The 20,708-nt window shown below is 69.6% G+C and carries 19 protein-coding genes; 4 read left to right on the top strand and 15 right to left on the bottom strand.

The features are described 5' to 3' along the window. Positions 1-87 precede the first annotated feature (87 nt). Together ctrA and ACQ5SP_RS06860 are read right to left on the bottom strand one after the other, a co-directional pair. Positions 88-801, bottom strand: coding sequence for a response regulator transcription factor CtrA (ctrA, locus tag ACQ5SP_RS06865; RefSeq protein WP_430937607.1), 714 nt, complete (start codon positions 799-801; stop codon positions 88-90). A gap of 69 nt (positions 802-870) precedes the next feature. After that, positions 871-1,170, bottom strand: a complete 300-nt coding sequence (locus tag ACQ5SP_RS06860) for a DUF1153 domain-containing protein (RefSeq protein WP_430937606.1) — start codon at positions 1,168-1,170, stop codon at positions 871-873. A gap of 118 nt (positions 1,171-1,288) precedes the next feature. On the opposite strand from ACQ5SP_RS06860, the gene mnmA reads away from it, so the two are divergent. Then, the gene (gene mnmA / locus ACQ5SP_RS06855; RefSeq protein WP_430937605.1) at positions 1,289-2,437 is read left to right on the top strand and encodes a tRNA 2-thiouridine(34) synthase MnmA; all 1,149 of its coding nucleotides are present in this window, start codon (positions 1,289-1,291) and stop codon (positions 2,435-2,437) included. 95 nt (positions 2,438-2,532) lie between these two features. Then, a complete protein-coding gene (locus ACQ5SP_RS06850; protein WP_430937604.1) occupies positions 2,533-3,909 on the top strand; it encodes a dipeptidase in 1,377 nt (458 codons plus the stop codon). Between the two features lie 3 nt (positions 3,910-3,912). On the opposite strand, the gene ACQ5SP_RS06845 is transcribed toward ACQ5SP_RS06850, so the two are convergent. The 3 genes from ACQ5SP_RS06845 to ppk2 all read right to left on the bottom strand — a co-directional run bounded on the left by ACQ5SP_RS06845 (position 3,913) and on the right by ppk2 (position 6,922). Beyond that, positions 3,913-5,310 (bottom strand): MATE family efflux transporter, encoded by a 1,398-nt coding sequence (locus tag ACQ5SP_RS06845; RefSeq protein ID WP_430937603.1) that lies wholly within the window; start codon positions 5,308-5,310, stop codon positions 3,913-3,915. Between the two features lie 60 nt (positions 5,311-5,370). Further along, complete coding sequence (locus tag ACQ5SP_RS06840) at positions 5,371-5,970, bottom strand: SAM-dependent methyltransferase (RefSeq protein WP_430937602.1); 600 nt, start codon at positions 5,968-5,970, stop codon at positions 5,371-5,373. Positions 5,971-6,034: 64 nt separating this feature from the next. Beyond that, complete coding sequence (gene ppk2, locus ACQ5SP_RS06835) at positions 6,035-6,922, bottom strand: polyphosphate kinase 2 (RefSeq protein ID WP_430937776.1); 888 nt, start codon at positions 6,920-6,922, stop codon at positions 6,035-6,037. Positions 6,923-7,152: 230 nt separating this feature from the next. On the opposite strand from ppk2, the gene parE reads away from it, so the two are divergent. Then, the gene (gene parE / locus ACQ5SP_RS06830; protein WP_430937601.1) at positions 7,153-9,117 is read left to right on the top strand and encodes a DNA topoisomerase IV subunit B; all 1,965 of its coding nucleotides are present in this window, start codon (positions 7,153-7,155) and stop codon (positions 9,115-9,117) included. Between the two features lie 115 nt (positions 9,118-9,232). Here the strand turns inward: parE and ACQ5SP_RS06825 are convergent, their stop codons facing one another. From ACQ5SP_RS06825 to ACQ5SP_RS06800, 6 genes are all read right to left on the bottom strand, one after another. Next, complete coding sequence (locus ACQ5SP_RS06825) at positions 9,233-9,631, bottom strand: c-type cytochrome (protein ID WP_430937600.1); 399 nt, start codon at positions 9,629-9,631, stop codon at positions 9,233-9,235. A gap of 11 nt (positions 9,632-9,642) precedes the next feature. Further along, positions 9,643-10,044, bottom strand: coding sequence for a c-type cytochrome (locus tag ACQ5SP_RS06820; protein WP_430937599.1), 402 nt, complete (start codon positions 10,042-10,044; stop codon positions 9,643-9,645). 97 nt (positions 10,045-10,141) lie between these two features. Further along, positions 10,142-10,585, bottom strand: coding sequence for a L,D-transpeptidase (locus ACQ5SP_RS06815; RefSeq protein ID WP_430937598.1), 444 nt, complete (start codon positions 10,583-10,585; stop codon positions 10,142-10,144). Next, positions 10,582-10,992 carry a c-type cytochrome gene (locus ACQ5SP_RS06810; RefSeq protein ID WP_430937597.1) on the bottom strand — a complete coding sequence of 137 codons (411 nt, stop codon included), beginning with the start codon at positions 10,990-10,992 and terminating at the stop codon, positions 10,582-10,584. The genes ACQ5SP_RS06815 and ACQ5SP_RS06810 overlap by 4 nt, the downstream gene beginning before the upstream one ends. Before the next feature lie 69 nt (positions 10,993-11,061). Beyond that, a complete protein-coding gene (locus tag ACQ5SP_RS06805; protein WP_430937596.1) occupies positions 11,062-12,900 on the bottom strand; it encodes an ABC-F family ATP-binding cassette domain-containing protein in 1,839 nt (612 codons plus the stop codon). Between the two features lie 31 nt (positions 12,901-12,931). Continuing rightward, positions 12,932-14,098 (bottom strand): M20 aminoacylase family protein, encoded by a 1,167-nt coding sequence (locus ACQ5SP_RS06800; protein WP_430937595.1) that lies wholly within the window; start codon positions 14,096-14,098, stop codon positions 12,932-12,934. A 325-nt stretch (positions 14,099-14,423) separates the two neighbouring features. Between ACQ5SP_RS06800 and ACQ5SP_RS06795 the strand changes: the two genes are divergently transcribed. Continuing rightward, complete coding sequence (locus tag ACQ5SP_RS06795) at positions 14,424-15,479, top strand: YeeE/YedE family protein (RefSeq protein WP_430937594.1); 1,056 nt, start codon at positions 14,424-14,426, stop codon at positions 15,477-15,479. 25 nt (positions 15,480-15,504) lie between these two features. Here the strand turns inward: ACQ5SP_RS06795 and ACQ5SP_RS06790 are convergent, their stop codons facing one another. The 4 genes from ACQ5SP_RS06790 to ACQ5SP_RS06775 all read right to left on the bottom strand — a co-directional run bounded on the left by ACQ5SP_RS06790 (position 15,505) and on the right by ACQ5SP_RS06775 (position 20,708). Further along, positions 15,505-16,791 carry a DUF3422 family protein gene (locus tag ACQ5SP_RS06790; protein ID WP_430937593.1) on the bottom strand — a complete coding sequence of 429 codons (1,287 nt, stop codon included), beginning with the start codon at positions 16,789-16,791 and terminating at the stop codon, positions 15,505-15,507. Between the two features lie 330 nt (positions 16,792-17,121). Then, on the bottom strand, positions 17,122-18,555 hold the full coding sequence (locus ACQ5SP_RS06785) for an NAD(P)(+) transhydrogenase (Re/Si-specific) subunit beta (protein WP_430937592.1): 1,434 nt from the start codon (positions 18,553-18,555) through the stop codon (positions 17,122-17,124). Positions 18,556-18,573: 18 nt separating this feature from the next. Beyond that, positions 18,574-20,139, bottom strand: coding sequence for a Re/Si-specific NAD(P)(+) transhydrogenase subunit alpha (locus ACQ5SP_RS06780; protein WP_430937591.1), 1,566 nt, complete (start codon positions 20,137-20,139; stop codon positions 18,574-18,576). Positions 20,140-20,255: 116 nt separating this feature from the next. Then, entirely contained in the window at positions 20,256-20,708 is a 453-nt protein-coding gene (locus tag ACQ5SP_RS06775; protein WP_430937590.1) for a methyltransferase family protein, read from the bottom strand.

The raw sequence follows: 20,708 nt of genomic DNA, 5'->3' as shown, positions 1-20,708 counted from the left end.
TCGGGACGTCACCCCAAGTGATAGGGTGCGGTCCCGGGGAGGTCCAGACGCATCGCGCCGCCAGGGCGCCCGGCCCTTGGGTCGCCGTCAGGCGGAGACGGCGACCGGGGTGTCCCCCTGGGCCTGTTCGGGCTCGCGCAGGACATAGCCGCGGCCCCAGACCGTTTCGATGTGGTTCTCGCCGCCGGTGGCCTGGCTGAGTTTCTTGCGCAGCTTGCAGATGAAGACGTCGATGATCTTCAGCTCGGGCTCGTCCATGCCGCCATAGAGATGGTTGAGGAACATCTCCTTGGTCAGCGTCGTGCCCTTGCGCAGCGAGAGCAGTTCCAGCATCTGGTATTCCTTGCCCGTCAGATGCACCGGCTGGCCATCGACCTCCACCGTCTTGGCGTCGAGGTTCACCGCGATCTTGCCGGTGTGGATGATCGACTGCGCATGCCCCTTGGACCGGCGGATGATCGCGTGAATGCGCGCGACCAGTTCCTCGCGGTGGAAGGGCTTGGTCAGGTAGTCGTCGGCCCCGAAACCGAAGCCCTTGAGCTTGTTGTCGGTGTCGTCATGGCCCGTCAGGATCAGGATCGGCGTCTCCACCCGCGCGAGCCGCAGCTGGCGCAGCACCTCGTGGCCGTTCATGTCCGGCAGGTTCAGGTCCAGCAGGATCAGGTCGTAGTCATAGAGCTTGGCAAGATCGATGCCCTCTTCGCCCAGGTCCGTGCTGTAGACATTGAGGTTGGCGTTGGTCAGCATCATCTCGATGCTCTTGGCCGTGGTGGGATCGTCTTCCACCAAAAGAACTCGCATCACTCATCTCCGTCGCCAGGTCTGTTTACCCTACAGAACCTCGCAATGGTTAACCACACGTTATCGTCGCTAAAATTTATTCATCTCTCCCTCTGGTTGTCTATAGGTTTTCAGCGCCGTGGTCCTCAGCGCCTTCTCGCCATGCGCGGCCATCGCCCGGCACCAACCGTTGAACTCTTCTTCCGAGAGGCCGTAGCGCTTGCATGCCTCGCCCGGGGTGATGAGCCCGTGGGCGACCGCGCGCACCACGGCCGCCTTGCGGCTGGCGACCCAGCGCCGGGTATCGGGCGGCGGCAGATCGGCGCGGGTCATGCGGCTTCCGTCGGACAGGATGACGGACACGGGCCCGTCGGTACGTCGTATGAACATGGATACCCCTCCTCATTCGCGCCGGCAGACTGCGCGGACTGGCTTAATGGCCGGTGAAACCCCATCTTGAGAGTGCGTGGGATTTTCCTATATTCCGCGGCATTGCACAGGAGACCCCATGGCGCTCGACAACACGGATCACCCGGTCAATTCCCTTGGTTTCGCCCGCCCCCCGGCCGAGACCCGCGTCGTCGTGGCGATGTCGGGCGGCGTCGACAGTTCCGTGGTGGCCGCGATGCTGGCCGAGGAGGGCTACGACGTGGTGGGGGTGACGCTGCAGCTCTACGATCACGGGGCGGCGCTGGCCAAGAAGGGCGCCTGCTGCGCCGGGCGTGATATCCACGACGCGCGGCGCGTGGCCGAGGAGATGGGCTTCCCGCATTACGTGCTCGACTACGAGAGCGTCTTCAAGGACGCGGTGATCGACGAGTTCGCCGACAGCTATCTCGCCGGCGCGACGCCCGTGCCCTGCATCCGCTGCAACGAGAAGGTGAAGTTCAAGGACCTGCTGGAAACCGCCAGGGATCTCGACGCCGACTGCATGGCGACGGGCCATTACATCCAGCGCAGGGACGGCGCCGCCGGGCCCGAACTGCACCGCGCGGCCGACGCCAACCGCGACCAGTCCTATTTCCTGTTCTCCACCACGCCCGAGCAGCTGGCCTATCTGCGCTTCCCGCTCGGCCACCTGGAAAGCAAGGACGCCACCCGCGCGCTGGCCGCGCGCTACGGGCTGGGCGTGGCCGACAAGCCCGACAGCCAGGACATCTGCTTTGTCCCCGACGGCGATTATGCCCGCGTGATCGAGAAACTGCGCCCCGGCGCGGCCGAACCCGGCGAGATCGTGGACATGGCCGGCACCGTGCTGGGCCGGCATGACGGCGTGATCCACTACACCATCGGCCAGCGCCGCGGGCTTGGCATCGGCGGCCTGTCGGAGCCGCTCTACGTGGTCAAGCTCGACCCCGACTCGCGCCGGGTGATCGTCGGCCCGAAAGAGGCGCTCTCGACCCGGCACGTGCCGGTGGCCGAGGTGAACTGGCTCGGCGACGCGCCCTTCGAGAGCCGCGATGCATGGCATGTCTCGGTCAAGGTGCGGTCCACCCGCCCCCCGCGCGAGGCGGTGGTGCGTCCCGACGGCCCGACCGGCGCCGTGGTGGAACTGCTGAACCCCGAGGAAGGCGTCGCGCCCGGGCAGGCCTGCGTCTTCTACGAGACCGGCACCAGCCGCGTGCTCGGCGGCGGCTGGATCACCCGGCGCGCCTGAGACCGGCCCGGCCGATGGCGGCCGGGTCCCCTTCGGCTGGACAGCGCCGCGGCGCCTGATAGGCTCGCGCCCGACTTCCAGAAAAAGGGATGCCCATGTCGCTCGAGAAAACGCTCGCCCATATCGATGCGGAGCTGCCCGCGGCCACCGAACGGCTGATGGAGCTTCTGCGGATCCAGTCCATTTCCACCGACCCGGCCTATGCCGAGGCCTGTGACGCCGCCGCCGACTGGCTGGTGGCGGATCTTGCCACGCTCGGGCTGGAGGCGGCCAAGCGGCCGACGCCCGGGCACCCGATCGTCACGGCCCATGGCGCAGGCGACGGCCCGCACCTGCTGTTCTACGGCCATTACGACGTGCAGCCCGTCGACCCGCTGGAGCTGTGGAACCGCGACCCGTTCGACCCGGCGATCGAGGACACCCCGGCCGGCAAGGTGATCCGCGGGCGCGGGGCCTCGGACGACAAGGGCCAGCTTATGACCTTCGTCGAGGCCTGCCGGGCCTGGATCGCCGTGAATGGCAGCCTGCCGGCACGGATCAGCTTTTTCCTCGAGGGCGAGGAGGAGTCGGGCTCGCCCTCGCTGGTGCCCTTCATGAAGGATCACGCCGACGAGCTGACCGCCGATCTCGCGCTGATCTGCGACACGGCCATGGTGGCGCCGGGCGTGCCCTCGATCGCGTCGCAGCTGCGCGGCATGGTCAAGGACGAGTTCACGCTCCACGGGCCGAAGATGGACCTGCATTCGGGCCATTACGGCGGACCCGCGCTGAACCCCCTGCGCGAGATCGCCAGGATCGTCGCCTCCTTCCACGACGAGACCGGCCGCGTGACGGTGCCGCATTTCTACGACGGCGTCCAAGAGGTGCCCGACGCGCTGCTGCGCCAATGGGAAACCTGCGGCTTCGACGAGCGCGAATACCTCGAAAGCGTCGGCATGACACGTCCCCATGGCGAAGCGGGCTACTCGGCGCTGGTCCAGCAATGGGCACGTCCGACGCTGGAGATCAACGGCCTCTGGGGCGGCTACCAGGGCGCGGGCACAAAGACCGTGATCCCGGCCGAGGCGCATTGCAAGATCACCTGCCGGCTGGTGGGCGACATGGATCCGGACGCGGTGCGCCGGAACCTGCGCGCCCATGTCGAGGCGCAGCTGCCCCCCGATGCCAGCGTGACCTGGGACCAGGATATCGACGGCGCCAAGGCGGTCGTGATGAACACCGACCGGCCCGAGTTCGAGACCGCGCGCCGGGCACTGTCGGACGAGTGGCACCGCGAGGCGGTTCTCGTCGGCATGGGCGGGTCGATCCCCATAGCGGGGCTCTTCAAGGACATGCTGGGCATGGACGCGATGATGATCGGCTTCGCCAGGGAAGACGACCGCATTCACAGCCCGAACGAGAAATACGATCTCGAAAGCTTCCACAAGGGCATCCGCAGCTGGGCGCGCGTGCTCGACGCGCTGTCGCGCTGAGCCCTAGGCACCCCCTGGCGCCGTCCCGTCCGACGGGGCGGCGTCCAGCCGCTGCAGGCGGCGCCAGAATCGGTGCGACAGCGTCACCGCCGCCAGCGCCAGCCCGATCACCAGCCCCAGCCAGACGCCGATCCCGCCCCAGCCCGCGACGAAGCCCAGCAGGTAGGCCACCGGCATGCCGACGGCCCAGTAGCTGATCGCCGCCAGCACCATCGGCACCCGCGTGTCGCGCAGGCCGCGCAACAGCCCCAGCGTGACCACCTGCGCGCCGTCGGCGAACTGGAAGAGCGCCGCCACCGCCAGCAGCCCCACGCCGGCGGCCACGATGGCCGGGGCCTGCGGATCGCCCGGATCGAGGAATAGCCCCATCAGCGGCGCCGGCAGGCCAAGGAACAGCGCCATGGTCAGCGCCGCGAAGATCATGGAGCAGCCCAGCACCACCACCGCCCCCAGCCGGAGCGCGGCGATGTCGCGCCGGCCGAGCGCCCGCCCCGCCCGGACGGTGGCGACCTGGCTCAGGCCCATATGCACCATGAAGGTCGCCGAGCTGATCTCGATGGCGATGCCGTGGGCGGCCAGCGGCACCGTGCCGAGCCAGCCCATCATCACCGCCGTCGCGGCGAAGAGGCCGACCTCGGCCAGCGTGGTGATCCCGATGGGCCAGCCAAGCCGGAACACCTGCAGGAACCCCGGCCAGTCGGGCCGCCAGAACCGCTGGAAGAGCGCGTGATCGCGCGTGGCCCGCGCGGTGACCACGTGGACGGCCAGCACGGCGAGCGGCGCGAGATGCGAGATGATCGAGGCGATGGCCGCGCCGCGCAGGCCAAGTTCCGGCGCGCCCCAGTGCCCGAAGATCAGCATCCAGTTCAGCCCCGCGTTCAGGATCGCCGCCAGGATCGTCGACCAGAGCACCATCCGCGTGCGCTCGAGCGCCGAGAGATAGCCCTTGAGCACCATCACCAAAAGCGCCGGCACCATGCCCCACCCGGCGATCCGCAGGTAATCCTCGGCCATCCCCGACAACAGCGGCGTCTGCCCCAGCGCCAGGAGGATCGGGCCGGCCAGCAGCATCGGCACCAGCACCGCCGCGCCGTAAAGGATCGAGAGCCACATCCCCATCCGCGTCGCGCGCCGCACCTGGGTCTGATCACCCTCGGCGGCCGCGCTCGCCACCATCGGCATCACCGCCCAGGCAAACCCCGACCCGACGAGAAACAGCACCATGAACATCGAGGCCGCCAGCACCACGGCGGCCAGCGCCTCGACGTCGTACCAGCCCAGCATGAGCGTGTCGGTCAGGTGGATCGCGAACTGCGCCAGGTGGCTGCCGACGAGCGGCAGCCCCAGCACCAGAACGGCGCGCAAATGCGCGCCCGGGGCATTGGTCTCGGCGCGGTCCATGCCCTGCCCTTAGGCGCTTCGCGCGGGCGGGGCAATGCCCGGCGGCACGCGGGCAGGCGCCTAGGAGGCGGGCTTCCGCGCCACGAGGTCGATCAGCGCCGACATGCCCGAATGGCCCTCGCCTTCCTGCACCTCGCGGTCATAGGACTCGAGCCGCAGGATCTCGAGATCGGCGAAGGCCACGCGCAGCATCTCCTCGGTGTACATGTTCTCGCGCAGCGGCGGGCCGCCGGTGCCGTAATCGACCTGTTCCGGCCTGTAGCCGTGCAGAAGCAGCACGCCGCCGGGCGCCAGCGCGCGCGTCATGCCCTCGAAGATACGCGCGCGCAGGGCCGGGTCGGCGAACTGGATGAAGATGGCGACGACGAGATCATAGGGCGCCGCGTCCCAGTCCCAGCTCTCGATATCCGACAGGCGGAAATCCACCGTCACGCCGCGCGCGGCCGCGAGGCGGCGGGCCTTGTCCAGCCCCACCTCCGCGGCGTCGAAGGCCACGACGTCGAGCCCCTGCCCGGCCATGTAGACGGAATTGCGCCCCTCGCCGTCGGCCACGGCCAGCGCCCGCAGCCCGGGCCGCAGCCATTCGGCCTGTTCCGTCAGGAAAACGGCCGGCGCCGTGCCGAAGAGGTAATCCGGCCTGTCGTAGCGGTCGTTCCACATGCGCGCGTCCCCTCGCCCGTTTCCCGCCGGAGCCTAGGCGCCCGGCGGGACGCAGACAAGCGGATCAGGCGTGCACGTGCCGGGTGTCCGGATGCAGCGACGACCCGAGAATGTGGTCGGCCCTGTGGATGACGTGATCGGCGCGCCCCACGATCAGCGGGTCCGGACCCCGCACGACCTTGCGGTCCTTGTCCGGGTAATCCAGCGAATCGAGGAAATGCTGCATGCAATTGAGCCGCGCGCGTTTCTTGTCGTCGGATTTCACGATCGTCCAGGGCGCATCCGCGGTGTCGGTGTAGAAGAACATCGCCTCTTTCGCCTCGGTGTAGTCGCCCCACTTGTCGAGGCTCGCCTGGTCGATGGGCGACAGCTTCCAGCGCTTGAGCGGATCGGTCTTGCGCGCCTCGAAACGCCGCGCCTGCTCTTCCTGGGTGACGGAGAACCAGTACTTGTAGAGCCGGATGCCCGAGCGAACGAGCATCCGTTCCAGTTCCGGCGTCTGGCGCATGAATTCGAGATACTCGTTGGGCTGGCAGAAGCCCATCACCCGCTCGACCCCGGCGCGGTTGTACCAGGAGCGGTCGTAGAAGACCATTTCGCCCACCGTCGGCAGATGCTCGATATAGCGCTGGAAGAACCACTGGCCCTTCTCTTCCCAGGTGGGCTTGTTCAGCGCGACCACCCGTGCCGCACGCGGGTTCAGATGCTCCATGAAGCGCTTGATCGTGCCGCCCTTGCCGGCGGCGTCGCGCCCCTCGAAGATCAGCACGAAGCGCTGGTCGGTCTCCTGCGCCCATTTCTGCACCTTGAGCAACTCGGCCTGGAGCCTGGCCTTCCCGGCCTCGTAGCTGCGGCGCGAGAGCTTGGTCTCGTAGGGATACTTGCCGGTCTCGAACGCGTGGCGGATCGCGTCCGGCGAGACCACTGGAAAGGACTTCGCGTCCAGCTTCATCGTCGCCTCGACCGGCGCCTCCGTCGTGTTCATCTGCTCATCTTGCATGCGCACCCCTCCTTGGAATTGAAGGGCCGGGGTTGCACGGATTTTCCCCCTGCGCCCTGATCTCTGTCAAAAAACCGTTACATTGACCCGGGCTGTTGCCGTCCTGCGCCGGCCGCGCTCCCTTCCCCCGGCGTGCGACACCTGCCATAATGCGGGCCAATCACGAAAACGGGCAGTGCTACATGGCAGACGATCTTCTCACCGCGGGGTCAGACGGCACCTACGACGCTTCCTCCATCGAGGTGCTGGAAGGGCTGGAACCCGTCCGCAAGCGCCCCGGCATGTATATCGGCGGCACCGACGAGCGGGCGCTGCACCACCTTGTGGCCGAGGTGCTCGACAACGCGATGGACGAGGCCGTGGCAGGGCACGCAAACCGCATCGAGGTGGAGCTGCATGCCGATCACTCGATCACGATCCGCGACAACGGCCGCGGCATCCCGATCGACCCGCACCCGAAATTTCCCGAGAAATCCGCGCTCGAGGTGATCCTCTGCACGCTGCATGCGGGCGGCAAGTTCTCGGGCAAGGCCTACCAGACCTCCGGCGGCCTGCACGGCGTGGGCGTCAGCGTGGTCAACGCGCTGTCGGACCGGTTGCGGGTCGAGGTGGCCCGCGACCGCCAGCTCTACGCGCAGGAATTCTCGCGCGGGCTGCCGCAGGGACCCATCCGCCCCGAGGGCGCCGCGCCCAACCGGCGCGGCACCAGCGTGACCTTCCACGCCGATCCCGAGATCTTCGGCACCCTGCAGTTCAAGCCGGCGCGGCTTTTCAAGATGGCCCGGTCCAAGGCCTATCTCTTCTCGGGCGTCGAGATCCGCTGGAAATCCGAGGTCTCGGACGGCGACACGCCGACCGAGGCGAGCTTCCGCTTTCCGGGCGGGCTGGCCGACTACCTGACCGAGCAGCTCAAGGGGGCCGCGTCCTATGCCGACCGGCCCTTCGCGGGCAAGGTCCAGTTCGCCGAGAAGTTCGGCGCCGACACGCCCGGATCGGTCGAATGGGCGATCAACTGGACGCCGTCGCGCGACGGTTTCGTGCAGAGCTACTGCAACACCGTGCCCACGCCCGAGGGCGGCACCCACGAGGCCGGCTTCTGGGCGGCGATCCTCAAGGGCATCCGCGCCTATGGCGAGCTAGCCGGCAACAAGAAGGCGCAGCAGATCACCCGCGAGGACGTGATGGCCGGGGGCTGCGCGCTGGTCTCCTGCTTCATCCGGGAGCCGGAATTCGTCGGCCAGACCAAGGATCGGCTGGCCACCTCGGCGGCGCAGAAACTGGTCGAGAACTCGGTCCGCGACCATTTCGACAACTGGCTGGCCTCGGACACGAAATCGGCCGGCGCGATCCTCGACTACCTCGTGCTCAAGGCCGAGGAACGGCTGCGCCGCCGCCAGGAGAAGGAGACGGCGCGCAAATCCGCCACCAAGAAGCTGCGCCTGCCGGGCAAGCTGGTGGACTGCACCTCGAACGCGCGCGAGGGCACCGAGCTCTTCATCGTCGAGGGCGACTCGGCCGGCGGCTCGGCCAAGATGGCGCGCGACCGCACGACCCAGGCGCTGCTGCCGCTGCGCGGCAAGATCCTGAACGTGCTCGGCGCGGCCTCGTCGAAGCTGGGCTCCAACGCCGAGATCAACGACCTGACCCAGGCGCTGGGCGTGGGGCTGGGCAGCAAGTTCAACATCGACGACCTGCGCTACGACAAGATCATCATCATGACCGACGCGGACGTGGACGGGGCGCATATCGCCGCGCTGTTGATGACCTTCTTCTTCACGCAGATGCGGCCGATGATCGACCAGGGGCATCTCTACCTCGCCTGCCCGCCGCTCTACCGGCTGACACAGGGCGCCAGGCGCGTCTACGCGCTGGACCAGGCGGAAAAGGACCGGCTGATGGCGACCGGGATCGGCGGCAAGGGCAAGGTCGAGGTCTCGCGCTTCAAGGGCCTGGGCGAGATGGACGCCAAGGACCTGAAAGAGACCACGATGAACCCCGCGACCCGCAAGCTGATCCGGGTCTCCATCGACGAGGACGAGCCAGGCGAGACCGGCGAACTGGTCGAACGGCTGATGGGCAAGAAGCCCGAGAAGCGGTTCGAGTACATCCAGGAAAACGCGCGGTTCGTGGAAGAGGTGGATGTGTGACCGGACCGCGCGGAACCAAGGGCCGCAGGCCCGCCGTGCGATCGCCAGAGGGACCTGCCGCCCTGCCATCCCGGCTGGGCAGGTCCTGCCGCCCCCGGCCCGGCCTGAACCGTCCCTATTCCTGCACGCTGCGCAGCCAGACGATCAGCTCGGCCACCGGGCGGCTCATCAGGATCAGCTCGCCCCCCTCGGTCTCGATCACCGTCGGCTTGCCGTCGAAGAGATCGCCGTAGACCGGCATCTCGCCGCCATGGCCCAGAACCGGGTCGCGCCCGTCGATGCGGCGCGCCACGCGCTTGGTGGGGAAGACCCCGCCATTGGTCTCGGCCAGCAGGGTCAGGTCGGGCGTCTCGATCGTCAGCATCTCGGCCATCGGCCCGTCGCCGCGGGCCTCCAGCCCGTGGCAGGCCACGCACCAGGACTTGTAGCGCGACTCGCCCTCTTCGGCGGTCTGCGCCATGGCCGGCAGCGCCACGCAGGCCGCCAGCGCGGCCAGGATGATCGGTCGTCGCATCCGTCCCTCCCTCATTGCTGGATACTCTCGAGATAGCCTGCCAGGTCGACCAGCACCTCCGGCGTCGGCACCAGCGCGCCGTCGGGCGCCTGCCAGAGCACCTGGCGCCCCCCGGCCATCGATTCGCCGAATTCCGGCATCTCGCCGGGATAGTGCTTTTCGCGGGTGTAGCCGTCGATCACCGACATCACCTCGGCCTCGGGAAAGACGCCGCCGTTGCGCGCCGCGATCCGGGTCAGGTCCGACGGCGCCACCGGCAGCCCCGCCGCGGCCGGGCCGTCGCCCTGCCCGTCGGCGCCGTGGCAACTGGCGCAGTTGGCGTCAAAAGCGCGGCGCCCGACATCCACCGGCGTCGTGCAGGCCGCGACAAGCGCCAGCGCGGCGCCCCCGGCGGTCAAACCCGTTCTCAGCATCGCTTTGTTTTCTCCCTCGCTCGGCCCGCGGGACGCGGGCGCGGTGTCTTGCCCGCCTCCACTTTGCCGAAAGCCGGGCGCCGCGCCAAGCCCCGGCTCACGGCCGGATGCGAATGACCGTCCGCGCGGGCCCGGCCCGCGACACCAGCGCGAAGAGCGTGCGGGCATTCTCGGGGTGCAGCCGCACGCAGCCGGCCGAGGCCGGGCAGCCCAGCCGCGCCTCCTCGGTCGTGCCGTGGATCGCGTAATTGCCGGCGAAGAAGATCGACCAGGGCATCGGCGCACCGTCATAGAGGGTCGAGTAATGCACCCGCGCCAGCCGCTCGGGCCGGAAATCGCCCACCGGCGTGGTCTTGCCGGCGCGGGCCGTCGAGACCGGCCAGACGCCCAGGCGCACGCCGTCGCGGCGCACCGTCATCGCCTGGTCCGACAGGTCGATCGCCACGACCACGCCGGTCTCCGCCGGGGGGGCCGCGCCCGGCGGCGGCCCGGCGCAGGCCGCAAGCCCCAGCGCCAGCGCCAGCACCGCCCAGCGGATCACGGCGCGACCTGCAGGCTTTCCAGGTAGTCGGCGATCGAAAGGATCCGGCCGTTGGTCAGCAGCGGATCGCCCCCCTCGGCGTCCAGCGCCCCGCCCGGCCCGTCGAAAAGCGCGCCGAAAACCGGCATCGGCCCGCCATGCCCGGCCCGGGCATCGCGCCCGTCGATGACGCGCACGACCCGAAGCATCGGGAAGGCCCCGCCCGCGCGCACCGCCAGCCGCGTCAGGTCCGGCACCCGCATCGTCAGGATTTCGGCCATCGGCCCGTCGCCCTGCGCCGCGCGCCCGTGGCAGGCGGCGCAATACCTCTCGAAGGCCGCGCGGCCCGCTGCCGGGTCGGGTCCGGCGGCCGGGGCCGGCGCGGCGGCGGCAGCGGTCAGGACGAACGTCAGGATCAAGGCGCGCATGGGGCCTCCGTGCGTACTGGGCAGAGATTGCCACGCGGCCGCGTCGCAGGCAATCGCCCGCGCGGGCGGTCAGGCCTCGCCCTCGGCGCGGGCGGCCAGGTCGAGCCACGCCTCCTCGGCGCTGGACAGCGCGTCCTGCCGGGCGGCCAGGGCCTCTGTCGCCTTGCGGAACTTCACCGGTTCGCGGCTGTAGAGATCGGGATCGGCGAGAAGCTGTTCGAGCTTGCCGATCTCGGCCTCGAGGCGCGCGATCTCGCCGGGCAGTGCCTCGAGGCGGTGGCGCTCGGTAAAGCTGAGCTTGCCGCCCGGCGCGCCGGCCGCCCGGCGATCCGCCCCGCCAGGTTTCGCCGCCCTGGCGGGCTTGGCGGGTTTCGCGGGTTTTGCCGTCGCCGCCCCCCGGTCGCCCCGCTGCGCGCGGTAATCGGACCAGCCGCCGGCATAGACCGTGGCCTGCCCGTCGCCTTCCATGGCCACGGTCGTGGTGGCCACGCGATCCAGGAAGTCGCGGTCGTGGCTGACCAGCAGCACCGTGCCCGCGTAATCGTCCAGGAGTTCCTGCAGCAGGTCCAGCGTCTCGATGTCGAGATCGTTGGTCGGCTCGTCCAGCACCAGCAGGTTCGATTCCTGCGCCATCAGCCGGGCCAGCAGAAGCCGCGCCTTCTCGCCGCCCGAGAGCGCGCGCACCGGGGCGCGGGCCTGGGCCTCGTCGAAGAGGAAATCCTTGAGATAGCCCACCACGTGGCGCGGCTGGCCGCGCACCATCACCTGGTCGGAGCTGCCCTGCACCCGCATCGCCGGGTCCAGCGTCAGGCTCTCCCAGAGCGTCGCGTCGGGCTCCAGCGCGGCGCGGTTCTGGTCGAAGATCGCCGGCACGAGATTGGTGCCGAGCCGCACGGTGCCGCTGTCGGGCGCCACCTCGCCCATGAGGATCTTCAGAAGCGTCGTCTTGCCCACGCCGTTGGGACCCACGAAAGCCACCCGCTCGCCGCGCTGGATGCGGATCGAGAAGTCGCGCAGGATCGGCCGCCCGTCATAGCTCTTGGCGATGTCCTTGGCCTCGACCACCAGCTTGCCGCTCCTGGGGCCGGACTCCAGCGCCATCGCGGCGGTGCCCTGGCGCCTGATCTGTGCCGCGCGCTCGGCGCGCAACTTCTGCAGCTCGCGCAGGCGGCCCTGGTTGCGCTTGCGCCGCGCGCTGATGCCCTCGACCGCCCAACGGGCCTCGGCCTTGATCCGGCGATCCATCTTGTGGCGCGCCTGGTCCTCTTCCTCCCAGAGCTTGTCGCGCCATTCCTCGAACCCCTCGAAGCCTTGCTCGCGGCGGCGCACCTGCCCCCGGTCGATCCAGAGCGTCGCACGCGTCAGGTGGCGCAGGAAGGCCCGGTCGTGCGAGATCAGCACGAAGGCCGCGCGGGTGTCGGTCAACTGGCGTTCGAGCCAGGCGATGGCCTCGATGTCGAGATGGTTCGTGGGCTCGTCGAGCAGCATCAGCGCCGGCGCCTCGGCGAGCAGCTTGGCCAGCGCCGCCCGTCGGCGTTCGCCGCCCGAGGCGGTCGCGACCGGCGTCGCCGGGTCGAACTTGAGCCCCTCGGCGGCCATCTCGACGCGATAGGCCTCGGCCGGGTCGAGCGCCGAGGCGGCGAAGTCGCCCAGCGTCTCGAAGCGCGACAGGTCCGGGTGCTGTTCCATGTAGCCGACGCTGGCGCCCGGCGGCAGGATGCGCGCGCCGGTGTCGGGTTCCACCAGCCCGGCCATGACCTTCATCAGGGTCGATTTCCCGGACCCGTTGCGCCCGACCAGCGCGACCCGGTCGCCCGGCTGCACGACGAGATCGAGCCCCGAGAAGAGCGGATCGCCCCCGAAGCCCAGCGAGATATCGGTCAGTTGCAGAAGCGGTGGCGCGGCCATGCCCGCTCGCTATCCGGGGCCGGCGGCGGGGTCAAGCCGCCGGCATGCGCCTCTCGACGATCTCCGCCCACCAGGAGGCGCCCGCCGGGATCGCGTCGTCGTTGAAGTTGTATTCGGGGTGGTGAACCATCGCCGAGTCGCCGTTGCCCACCAGGATATAGGCCCCCGGCCGCGCGTTCAGCATGAAGGCGAAATCCTCGCCCCCCATGACGAGCGGCGCCTCCATCGTCTCCTGCCCCGAGACGCGCTCTGCGACCTCCGCCGCGAACGTGGTCTGCTCGTCTGAATTGACCATGACCGGGTAGCCCCGCTGGTAGTCGACCTCGGCCCGCGCGCCAAAAGCGGCGGCCGTCGTCTCGGCCAGCGCGATCAGCCGTTCCTCGACCTGGGCGCGCACATCGGCGTCCAGCGTGCGCACCGTGCCGCGCATCCGCACCGTTTGCGGGATGACGTTGAAGGCGTGCGAGCCGGTCTCGAAACTGGTGACCGAGACCACCGCCTGCAGCGTTGGATCCACGTTGCGGCTGACGATGGACTGGAGCGCCAGCACGATATGGCTGGAGACCACGGTCGGATCGATCGTGTCGTGGGGCTTGGCGGCGTGCCCGCCCCTGCCCGCGACATCGATCACGAACTGGTCGGTCGCGGCGAAGAAGGGCCCCGGCCGGATCGCGAAGCGGCCCGTCTCGACGCCGGGCCAGTTGTGCATGCCGTAGACCTCCTGGATGGCGAAACGCTCCATCAGCCCGTCGTCGACCATCTCCTTGCCGCCGCCGCCACCTTCCTCGGCCGGCTGGAAGATCACCACGCAGGTGCCGTCGAAATTGCGGGTCTCCGCCAGGTATTTCGCCGCGCCGAGCAGCATCGCCGTGTGCCCGTCATGGCCGCAGGCATGCATCAGCCCCTCGTTTTCCGAGGCATAGTCGAGCCCGGTCGCCTCGGTGATCGGCAACGCATCCATGTCCGCGCGCAGCCCGATCACCCGTCCGGCGGCGTCGCTCTTGCCCCTGATGACGCCGACGACACCGGTGCGGCCGATCCCGGTGACAACCTCGTCGCAGCCGAAGGCGCGCAGCTTCTCGGCCACGATGCCCGCGGTGCGATGGGTCTCGAACAGCAATTCCGGATGCGCGTGCAGGTCGCGGCGCCATTCGGTGATCTCGTCATGCAGTTCGGCCAGGCGGTTCTTGATCGGCATGGGGGCTCCTCGGGATTTCGGGGCCGGCGGGGGTGGAACATCCCCCGCACGGGCGCATCTGCGCGGAAGAGTGGTGCGCCCCGCCCGGAAGGTCAAGGCGCCCCGACCGGGCGCCGAAGCTGAAAAAAGAACGCGCGCGTTGCGCCGGCCATCCCCGTGGGCGGCCGGTTGCCCGCGCCCGGCCCCGATGGTCCGGTGTTTCGCCGATCGGTGCCGGTGGAGAACACCGTTCCCAGCGGAGCCGGCCGATACCCCGATCCCCCCCTTGAGACAGGGGCAAATCCGCGCCAGATCGGGACGACTTCCCAGCGACGGAGAGCGATCCATGTTTGCCAGCTTCGGCTTCACCGATTTCACCGCACCCCAGGCGGCGATCCTGCTCGGCGCGATGCTCGGCCTGGCCTTCGGCGTGCTCGCGCAGCGCAGCCGATTCTGCCTGCGCCGCGGGCTCGTGGGGGCACCGTCCGAGCGGCGCCCGGCGCTCGGCCTCTGGCTGACCGCGCTCGGCGTGGCGGTCCTGGGCACACAGGGCGCCGTGGCGGCAGGCTGGGTCGATTTTACCGGCCATCGCTACACCGCCAGCGCGCTGCCGCTCGCCGCGATCCTGATCGGCGGCGCGGCGTTCGGGGCCGGCATGGTGCTGACGCGCGGATGCGTCTCGCGGCTGACCGTGCTGACCGGCAGCGGCAACCTGCGGGCGCTGACGGTTCTGGCGATCTTCGCCATCACCGCCCATGCGACGCTCAAGGGGGCGCTGGCGCCGCTGCGCACGACGCTCGGCAGCGTCACGGTCGATCCCGGCCTCGCCTCGCTCGCGGCGCTTCCGGGCGGCGCACCGGTCTGGGCCGGCCTGCTGGGGCTCGCGGCGCTCGGCTACGGGCTGCGGTCCGGCAACGGCGCGGGCCAGCTGGTCATGGCTGCCGCCATCGGGCTGCTGGTGCCGCTCGGCTGGGCGGGCACCGGCTACGTGCTCTACGACGATTTCGACCCGGTGGCGTTGCAATCGCTGAGCTTCACCGCGCCGATGGCCGACAGCCTGTTCTGGACGATCGCCGGCACCGCCGTCCCGGCCAATTTCGGCGTGGGGCTGGTTGGCGGTGTGCTGGCCGGCAGCGCCGGCGCGGCGCTGCTCACGCGCGAGTTCCGCTGGCAAAGCTTCGAGACCCCGCGCCAAACGGGCCGCTACCTTGCCGGCGCGGTCCTGATGGGCGCGGGCGGGGTGCTGGCCGGCGGCTGCACCGTCGGCGCCGGTCTTGCCGGCGTGCCGACGCTGGGCATCGCCGCGCTGCTCGCGCTGGGCGCGATCGCGCTCGGCGCCTGGGCCGCGGACGCGGCGATCGGCACCCGGCGCATCCCCGCCGCCGGCGTCGCGGCCGAATGACACGGGCCGGCGCCGGGCCCCGGCGTCAATGCATGGATTTCCGGACGCGCTGGACGATCCACCAGACCGCGGCCACGACCGGCAGCACCAGGAGGCCGGTCAGCACGGCCTTGTCGATCCCGAGGGCGCGCCCGGCCAGCGGCGCCAGCGCGTAGCTCGCCAGGCTGACCCCGTAATAGCTGATCGCCACGACCGAGAGACCCTCCACCGTGCGCTGCAGCCGCAGTTGCAGGTCGGCGCGGCGGTCCATGCTCTCGAGCAGTTTCTGGTTCTGCGCCGATCGCTCCACGTCGACCCGCGTCCGCAGGAGATTGCCCGCGCGTTCCGCCCGCGCCGTCAGCCCCTCGAGCCGCAGCCGGGTCGCGGTGCAGGTCCGCATGGCCGGATCGAAGCGGCGCATCATGAACTCGCGCAGCGTCTGGCGGCCCCGGAAGCGGCTTTCGCGCAGCACGTCGATGCGCTGGTCGACGATGGTCGCATAGGCCTCGGTGGCGCCGAAACGGTAGCCGTTGCGGGCCAGCATGTGTTCGAGCTCTGCCGAGACCTCCAGCAGCTCGTGCAGCGCCTGCTCGGCCTCCGCCTCGCGCGCGGTCAGCGCCGAGACGAGGCCGGCGAGCTGGGTCTCCAGCCCGTTCATCCGCTGGCCCAGCTCGCGCGCGACGGGCAGGCCCAGCATGGACATCGTCTTGTAGGTCTCGATCTCGAGCAGGCGCTGGACCACGCGGCCGAGCCGCCGTCGCCCGGTGCCCGGGTCGGTGAAGACCGCGATCCGCGTGTGCCCCGTCGCGTCGATCCGGAAATCCGTGGCCACGATGGCCGAGTCGTCGAGCACCCGGCTGATCGCCACGCTGTCGGCCTCGAACCATGCCGCGCAGCGATGCCCCACCTCGGCCTCGTCGGACGGCGTCTCCTCCACCCGTACCAGCGCCGATGTGAGCCGCCGGCCCGGCGCCTCGGCCAGCCAGTCCTCGGGAAACACCTCGTAGGCCGCGCCGTCGAAAGGCCGCTCCATCGTGCCCTCGACGAAAACCGTGTAGGTCACGAACTCGGTATGGCATTCCCACTTGATCCGGTGGCGCCCGAGCTGGCCGAAGAAATGGGTCGCGCCCTCTTTCGGATGCGTCGTGCCGAACCGGTCCAGCAGCCGGACCAGATGCGCCCGGTCCAGGCCCTTGTCCCGCCCGGCGGCGTTCTCCGGACGCTTGATCGCCAGGAAGACCGCGTGGCAGGGCGCGGCCAGCACGGGAAAGGGCCTGGCATGCAGCTCGTTCGACAGCTCGTAGCGCAGCGGGTGATCTTCGGGCAGCGTCATGGTCCGGTTCCTCGGGCTTTGCGCCGAGCCTAGCCGGAACCGCGCCGGGCCGAAACAGGAAAAACGCGCGAATCCGGGCACTTGTCTGTGCACCGCCGTATGCGGAGGCGCCCCTGCGGGGCGCCGTTCCCTGTCTCTCGCGCCCCCTGACAGGGGGCGCTCGGGGCCTCCGGCGGGGATATTTCCGCCACTTGGAAACCCGGCCTCTCCAAGTGGTGCAAATATCCTCGCCGAAGGCAAACGCCCCGCGCGGGCGACCGCGCGGGGCGAGAAAGGCTTGGCGCCGCAGGCGCCGCGACCGGGCCGCCCCGCGGCGCGGGGCGGCCTGTCTCAGTCGATGAGCGCCAGGAGCTTGTCGACGGACTGCTTGGCGTCGCCGTAGAACATCCGCGTGTTCTCCTTGAAGAAGAGCGGGTTCTCGATGCCCGAATAACCCGCGCCCTGCCCGCGCTTGGAGACGAAGACCTGCTTGGCCTTCCACACCTCCAGCACCGGCATCCCGGCGATGGGCGAGTTCGGGTCGTCCTGAGCGGCCGGGTTCACGATATCGTTCGAGCCGATCACGATCACCACGTCCGTCTCGGGGAAGTCCTCGTTGATCTCGTCCATCTCGAGCACGATGTCGTAGGGCACCCGGGCCTCCGCCAGCAGCACGTTCATGTGCCCCGGCAGGCGCCCGGCCACGGGGTGAATGGCGAAGCGCACCTCCTTGCCCTGGCCGCGCAGCTTCTTGGTCAGCTCGCTGACCGCGTTCTGCGCCTGCGCCACCGCCATGCCGTAGCCCGGCACGATGATCACGCTGTCGGCCTCGTTCAGCGCCGCCGCCACGCCCTCGGCGTCGATGGCGATCTGCTCGCCCTCGATCTCGGCCGCGGGGCCCTGCGCGCCGCCGAAGCCGCCGAGGATCACGCTGACGAAGGAGCGGTTCATCGCCTTGCACATGATGTAGCTCAGGATCGCCCCCGAGGAGCCCACCAGCGCGCCGACCACGATCAGCAGGTCGTTGCCGAGCGAGAAGCCGATCGCGGCCGCGGCCCAGCCGGAGTAGCTGTTCAGCATCGAGACCACCACCGGCATGTCGGCGCCGCCGATCCCCATGATCAGGTGATAGCCGATGAAGAAGGCCAGCAGCGCCATCACGAAGAGCGTCCAGCTGCCGGCGCCGCCGAGATAGAGCGCCAGCATCAGGATCGAGCCGATCGCGGCGGCGGCGTTCAGCATGTGCCCGCCCGGCAGTTTCCTGGCGGCGCTGTCGACCTTGCCCGCCAGCTTGCCATAAGCGATCACCGAGCCGGTGAAGGTCACCGCGCCGATGAAGATGCCGAGGCTGAGTTCCACCTTCAGGATGTTGATCTCCACCGGCGTCTTCTTGGCGACCAGCGCCGCGAAGCCCTCGAGCGCGGCCTTCGCCGTGTCGTCCATCGCGGCCACGCGCAGGATCTCGAAATCGGCGTTGAAGCCGACGAAGACCGCCGCGAGGCCGACGAGGCTGTGCATCGCCGCCACCAGTTCCGGCATCTGCGTCATCTGCACCCGGACCGCCGCCTGCCAGCCGATCACGCCGCCCAGCGCGATCAGCACCAGCGAGAGCCCCCAGAGCCCCGCGCCCGGCCCGATCAGCGTCGCGACGATCGCGAGCGCCATGCCCACGATCCCGTACCAGACCGCGCGCTTGGCGCTTTCCTGCCCCGAGAGCCCGCCCAGCGACAGGATGAAGAGGACGGCCGCGACCACGTAGGCCGCCGTGGTGAATCCGTATTCCATGATCCCCTACTCCTGTCTTTACGATTTCTGGAACATGGCGAGCATGCGCCGTGTCACGAGGAAGCCGCCGAAGATGTTGATCCCGGCCATGAAGACCGAGACCGCGGCGAGAATGGTCACCAGCAGGCTGGTCGAGCCGATCTGCATCAGCGCGCCCAGGATGATGATCGACGAGATCGCGTTGGTGATCGCCATCAGCGGCGTATGCAGGCTGTGGCTGACGTTCCAGATCACCTGGAAGCCGACGAAGACAGACAGCACGAAGACGATGAAATGCTGCATGAAGCTTGCCGGCGCCACCAGCCCGGCGGCGAGGATCGCCGCCGCGCCGATCGCGAGCAGCCCCACCTGGCGCTTGGTCTGGGCCTTGAAGGCGGCGAGTTCCTCGGCGCGCTTCTCCTCGGGCGTCAGCTCCTTCGGCGCTTCCTTCCTGGGGGCCTTGGCGATGGCCTGCACCTTGGGCGGCGGCGGCGGATAGGTGATCTCGCCCGCGTGGGTCACCGTCGCGCCCCGGATCACGTCGTCCTCCATGTCGTGGACCGGCGTGCCGTCCTTCTCGGGCGTCAGGTCCGTCATCATGTGACGGATATTGGTGGCGTAGAGTGTCGAGGACTGCGTCGCCATCCGCGAGGGGAAGTCGGTGTAGCCGACGATGGTGACGCCGTTCTCGGTCTCGATCTTCTCGTCGGGCACGGTCAGGTCGCAGTTGCCGCCCTTCTCGGCGGCGAGGTCGACGATCACCGAGCCGCGCTTCATCAGCCTGACCATCTCCTCGGGCCAGAGCTTCGGCGCGGGCTTGCCCGGGATCAGCGCGGTGGTGATGACGATGTCCACCTCCGGCGCCTGCGCGCGGAAGAGTTCCATCTCCTTCTCGATGAACTCCGGGCTCGCGGGCTTGGCGTAGCCGCCCTCGCCCGACATGTCGTCGGAGAAGTCGAGCATCAGGAACTCGGCGCCCATCGACTCGATCTGCTCGGCCACCTCGGGGCGCACGTCGAAGGCCCGCACAACCGCGCCGAGCGAGGTCGCCGTCCCGATGGCGGCCAGCCCCGCGACGCCGGCGCCGATCACCAGCACCTTGGCCGGCGGCACCTTGCCCGCCGCCGTCACCTGGCCGGTGAAGAAGCGGCCAAAATTGTTCCCCGCCTCGATCACCGCGCGGTAGCCGGCGATGTTGGCCATCGAGCTCAGCGCGTCCATCTTCTGGGCGCGCGAGATCCGCGGCACCATGTCCATCGCGATGACGCTCGCGCCCTTGGACCGGCAGAGTTCCAGCAGCTCCTCGTTCTGGGCCGGCCAGAAGAAGGAGATCAGCGTCTTGCCCTTGGTCAGGCGCTTGGCCTCGGTCTCGGTCGGCGGCTGGACCTTGGCGACGATGTCGGCCGCCTTCCAGAGCGCCGCGGGCGTCTTGACGATCTCGACGCCGGCCTCTTCATAGGCGGCGTCCGAGAAGCCCGCCGCCGTGCCCGCGCCCGTCTCGATCGCGCAGTCATAGCCCAGCTTCTGAAGCTGAAGCGCCGAGTCCGGCGTCAGCGCGACGCGCGCCTCGCCCTTGGCGACTTCCTTGGGTGCCCCGATTTTCACGTTCCCACTCTCCCGTTCTTCGCGTTGTCGTCGTTTTTCGCCCCGAAAACGCCGGGTCGGGGCCACTTAACATTCGTTTCGCCCCGGCCACAAGCGACAGGGCGGCGCAGCGGCGGTCAGATCCAGCGGCGCACCCGGCGCATGTAGGCCGCGGCCCGGTCGCCGAAGGTCTCGCGCAGCCGCGCCTCTTCCCAGCGGATGAACCGCCGGGCGATGATCGCCATGAAGACCGGCACCAGGATCAGCGACGGCCACGCGCCCCAGAGCAGGATCGCCCCGGCCAGGATCGCCGCGTCGCCCAGGTAGATCGGGTTCCGGGTCAGCCGGTAGATTCCCGTATCGATCAGGTCGCGCGGCGTCTCGTAGGGAACGATGGTGGTGCGATGGCGCAGGAATTCTAGTCCGGCCGCCGCGATCAGCAGCATGCCGACGGCCACCAGGGCCAGGCCGAGCGTCCCGGCCCAGTCCGGCAGGCCGCCCGCCGGCGCGAACCGCGACTGGGCCCAGGCCAGCGCGCCGAAGCCCGCCAGCCAGACCGGCGGAAGGTCCAGCGCCCTCAGCGCGCGCAT

Origin of the sequence: Rhodovulum sp. YNF3179, assembly GCF_050586465.1 — a bacterium.
Taxonomy (GTDB): domain Bacteria; phylum Pseudomonadota; class Alphaproteobacteria; order Rhodobacterales; family Rhodobacteraceae; genus CAJXYS01.
Note: the sequence above shows the minus strand (reverse complement) of the source record. Positions and strands in the feature narration are given on the sequence as shown.

Coding starts and splice junctions, on each gene's coding strand:
- ctrA (WP_430937607.1), bottom strand. CDS start 801: ATGCGAGTTCTTTTGGTGGAAGACGATCCCACCACGGCCAAGAGCATC.
- ACQ5SP_RS06860 (WP_430937606.1), bottom strand. CDS start 1,170: ATGTTCATACGACGTACCGACGGGCCCGTGTCCGTCATCCTGTCCGAC.
- mnmA (WP_430937605.1), top strand. CDS start 1,289: ATGGCGCTCGACAACACGGATCACCCGGTCAATTCCCTTGGTTTCGCC.
- ACQ5SP_RS06850 (WP_430937604.1), top strand. CDS start 2,533: ATGTCGCTCGAGAAAACGCTCGCCCATATCGATGCGGAGCTGCCCGCG.
- ACQ5SP_RS06845 (WP_430937603.1), bottom strand. CDS start 5,310: ATGGACCGCGCCGAGACCAATGCCCCGGGCGCGCATTTGCGCGCCGTT.
- ACQ5SP_RS06840 (WP_430937602.1), bottom strand. CDS start 5,970: ATGTGGAACGACCGCTACGACAGGCCGGATTACCTCTTCGGCACGGCG.
- ppk2 (WP_430937776.1), bottom strand. CDS start 6,922: ATGAAGCTGGACGCGAAGTCCTTTCCAGTGGTCTCGCCGGACGCGATC.
- parE (WP_430937601.1), top strand. CDS start 7,153: ATGGCAGACGATCTTCTCACCGCGGGGTCAGACGGCACCTACGACGCT.
- ACQ5SP_RS06825 (WP_430937600.1), bottom strand. CDS start 9,631: ATGCGACGACCGATCATCCTGGCCGCGCTGGCGGCCTGCGTGGCGCTG.
- ACQ5SP_RS06820 (WP_430937599.1), bottom strand. CDS start 10,044: ATGCTGAGAACGGGTTTGACCGCCGGGGGCGCCGCGCTGGCGCTTGTC.
- ACQ5SP_RS06810 (WP_430937597.1), bottom strand. CDS start 10,992: ATGCGCGCCTTGATCCTGACGTTCGTCCTGACCGCTGCCGCCGCCGCG.
- ACQ5SP_RS06805 (WP_430937596.1), bottom strand. CDS start 12,900: ATGGCCGCGCCACCGCTTCTGCAACTGACCGATATCTCGCTGGGCTTC.
- ACQ5SP_RS06800 (WP_430937595.1), bottom strand. CDS start 14,098: ATGCCGATCAAGAACCGCCTGGCCGAACTGCATGACGAGATCACCGAA.
- ACQ5SP_RS06795 (WP_430937594.1), top strand. CDS start 14,424: ATGTTTGCCAGCTTCGGCTTCACCGATTTCACCGCACCCCAGGCGGCG.
- ACQ5SP_RS06790 (WP_430937593.1), bottom strand. CDS start 16,791: ATGACGCTGCCCGAAGATCACCCGCTGCGCTACGAGCTGTCGAACGAG.
- ACQ5SP_RS06785 (WP_430937592.1), bottom strand. CDS start 18,555: ATGGAATACGGATTCACCACGGCGGCCTACGTGGTCGCGGCCGTCCTC.
- ACQ5SP_RS06775 (WP_430937590.1), bottom strand. CDS start 20,708: ATGCGCGCGCTGAGGGCGCTGGACCTTCCGCCGGTCTGGCTGGCGGGC.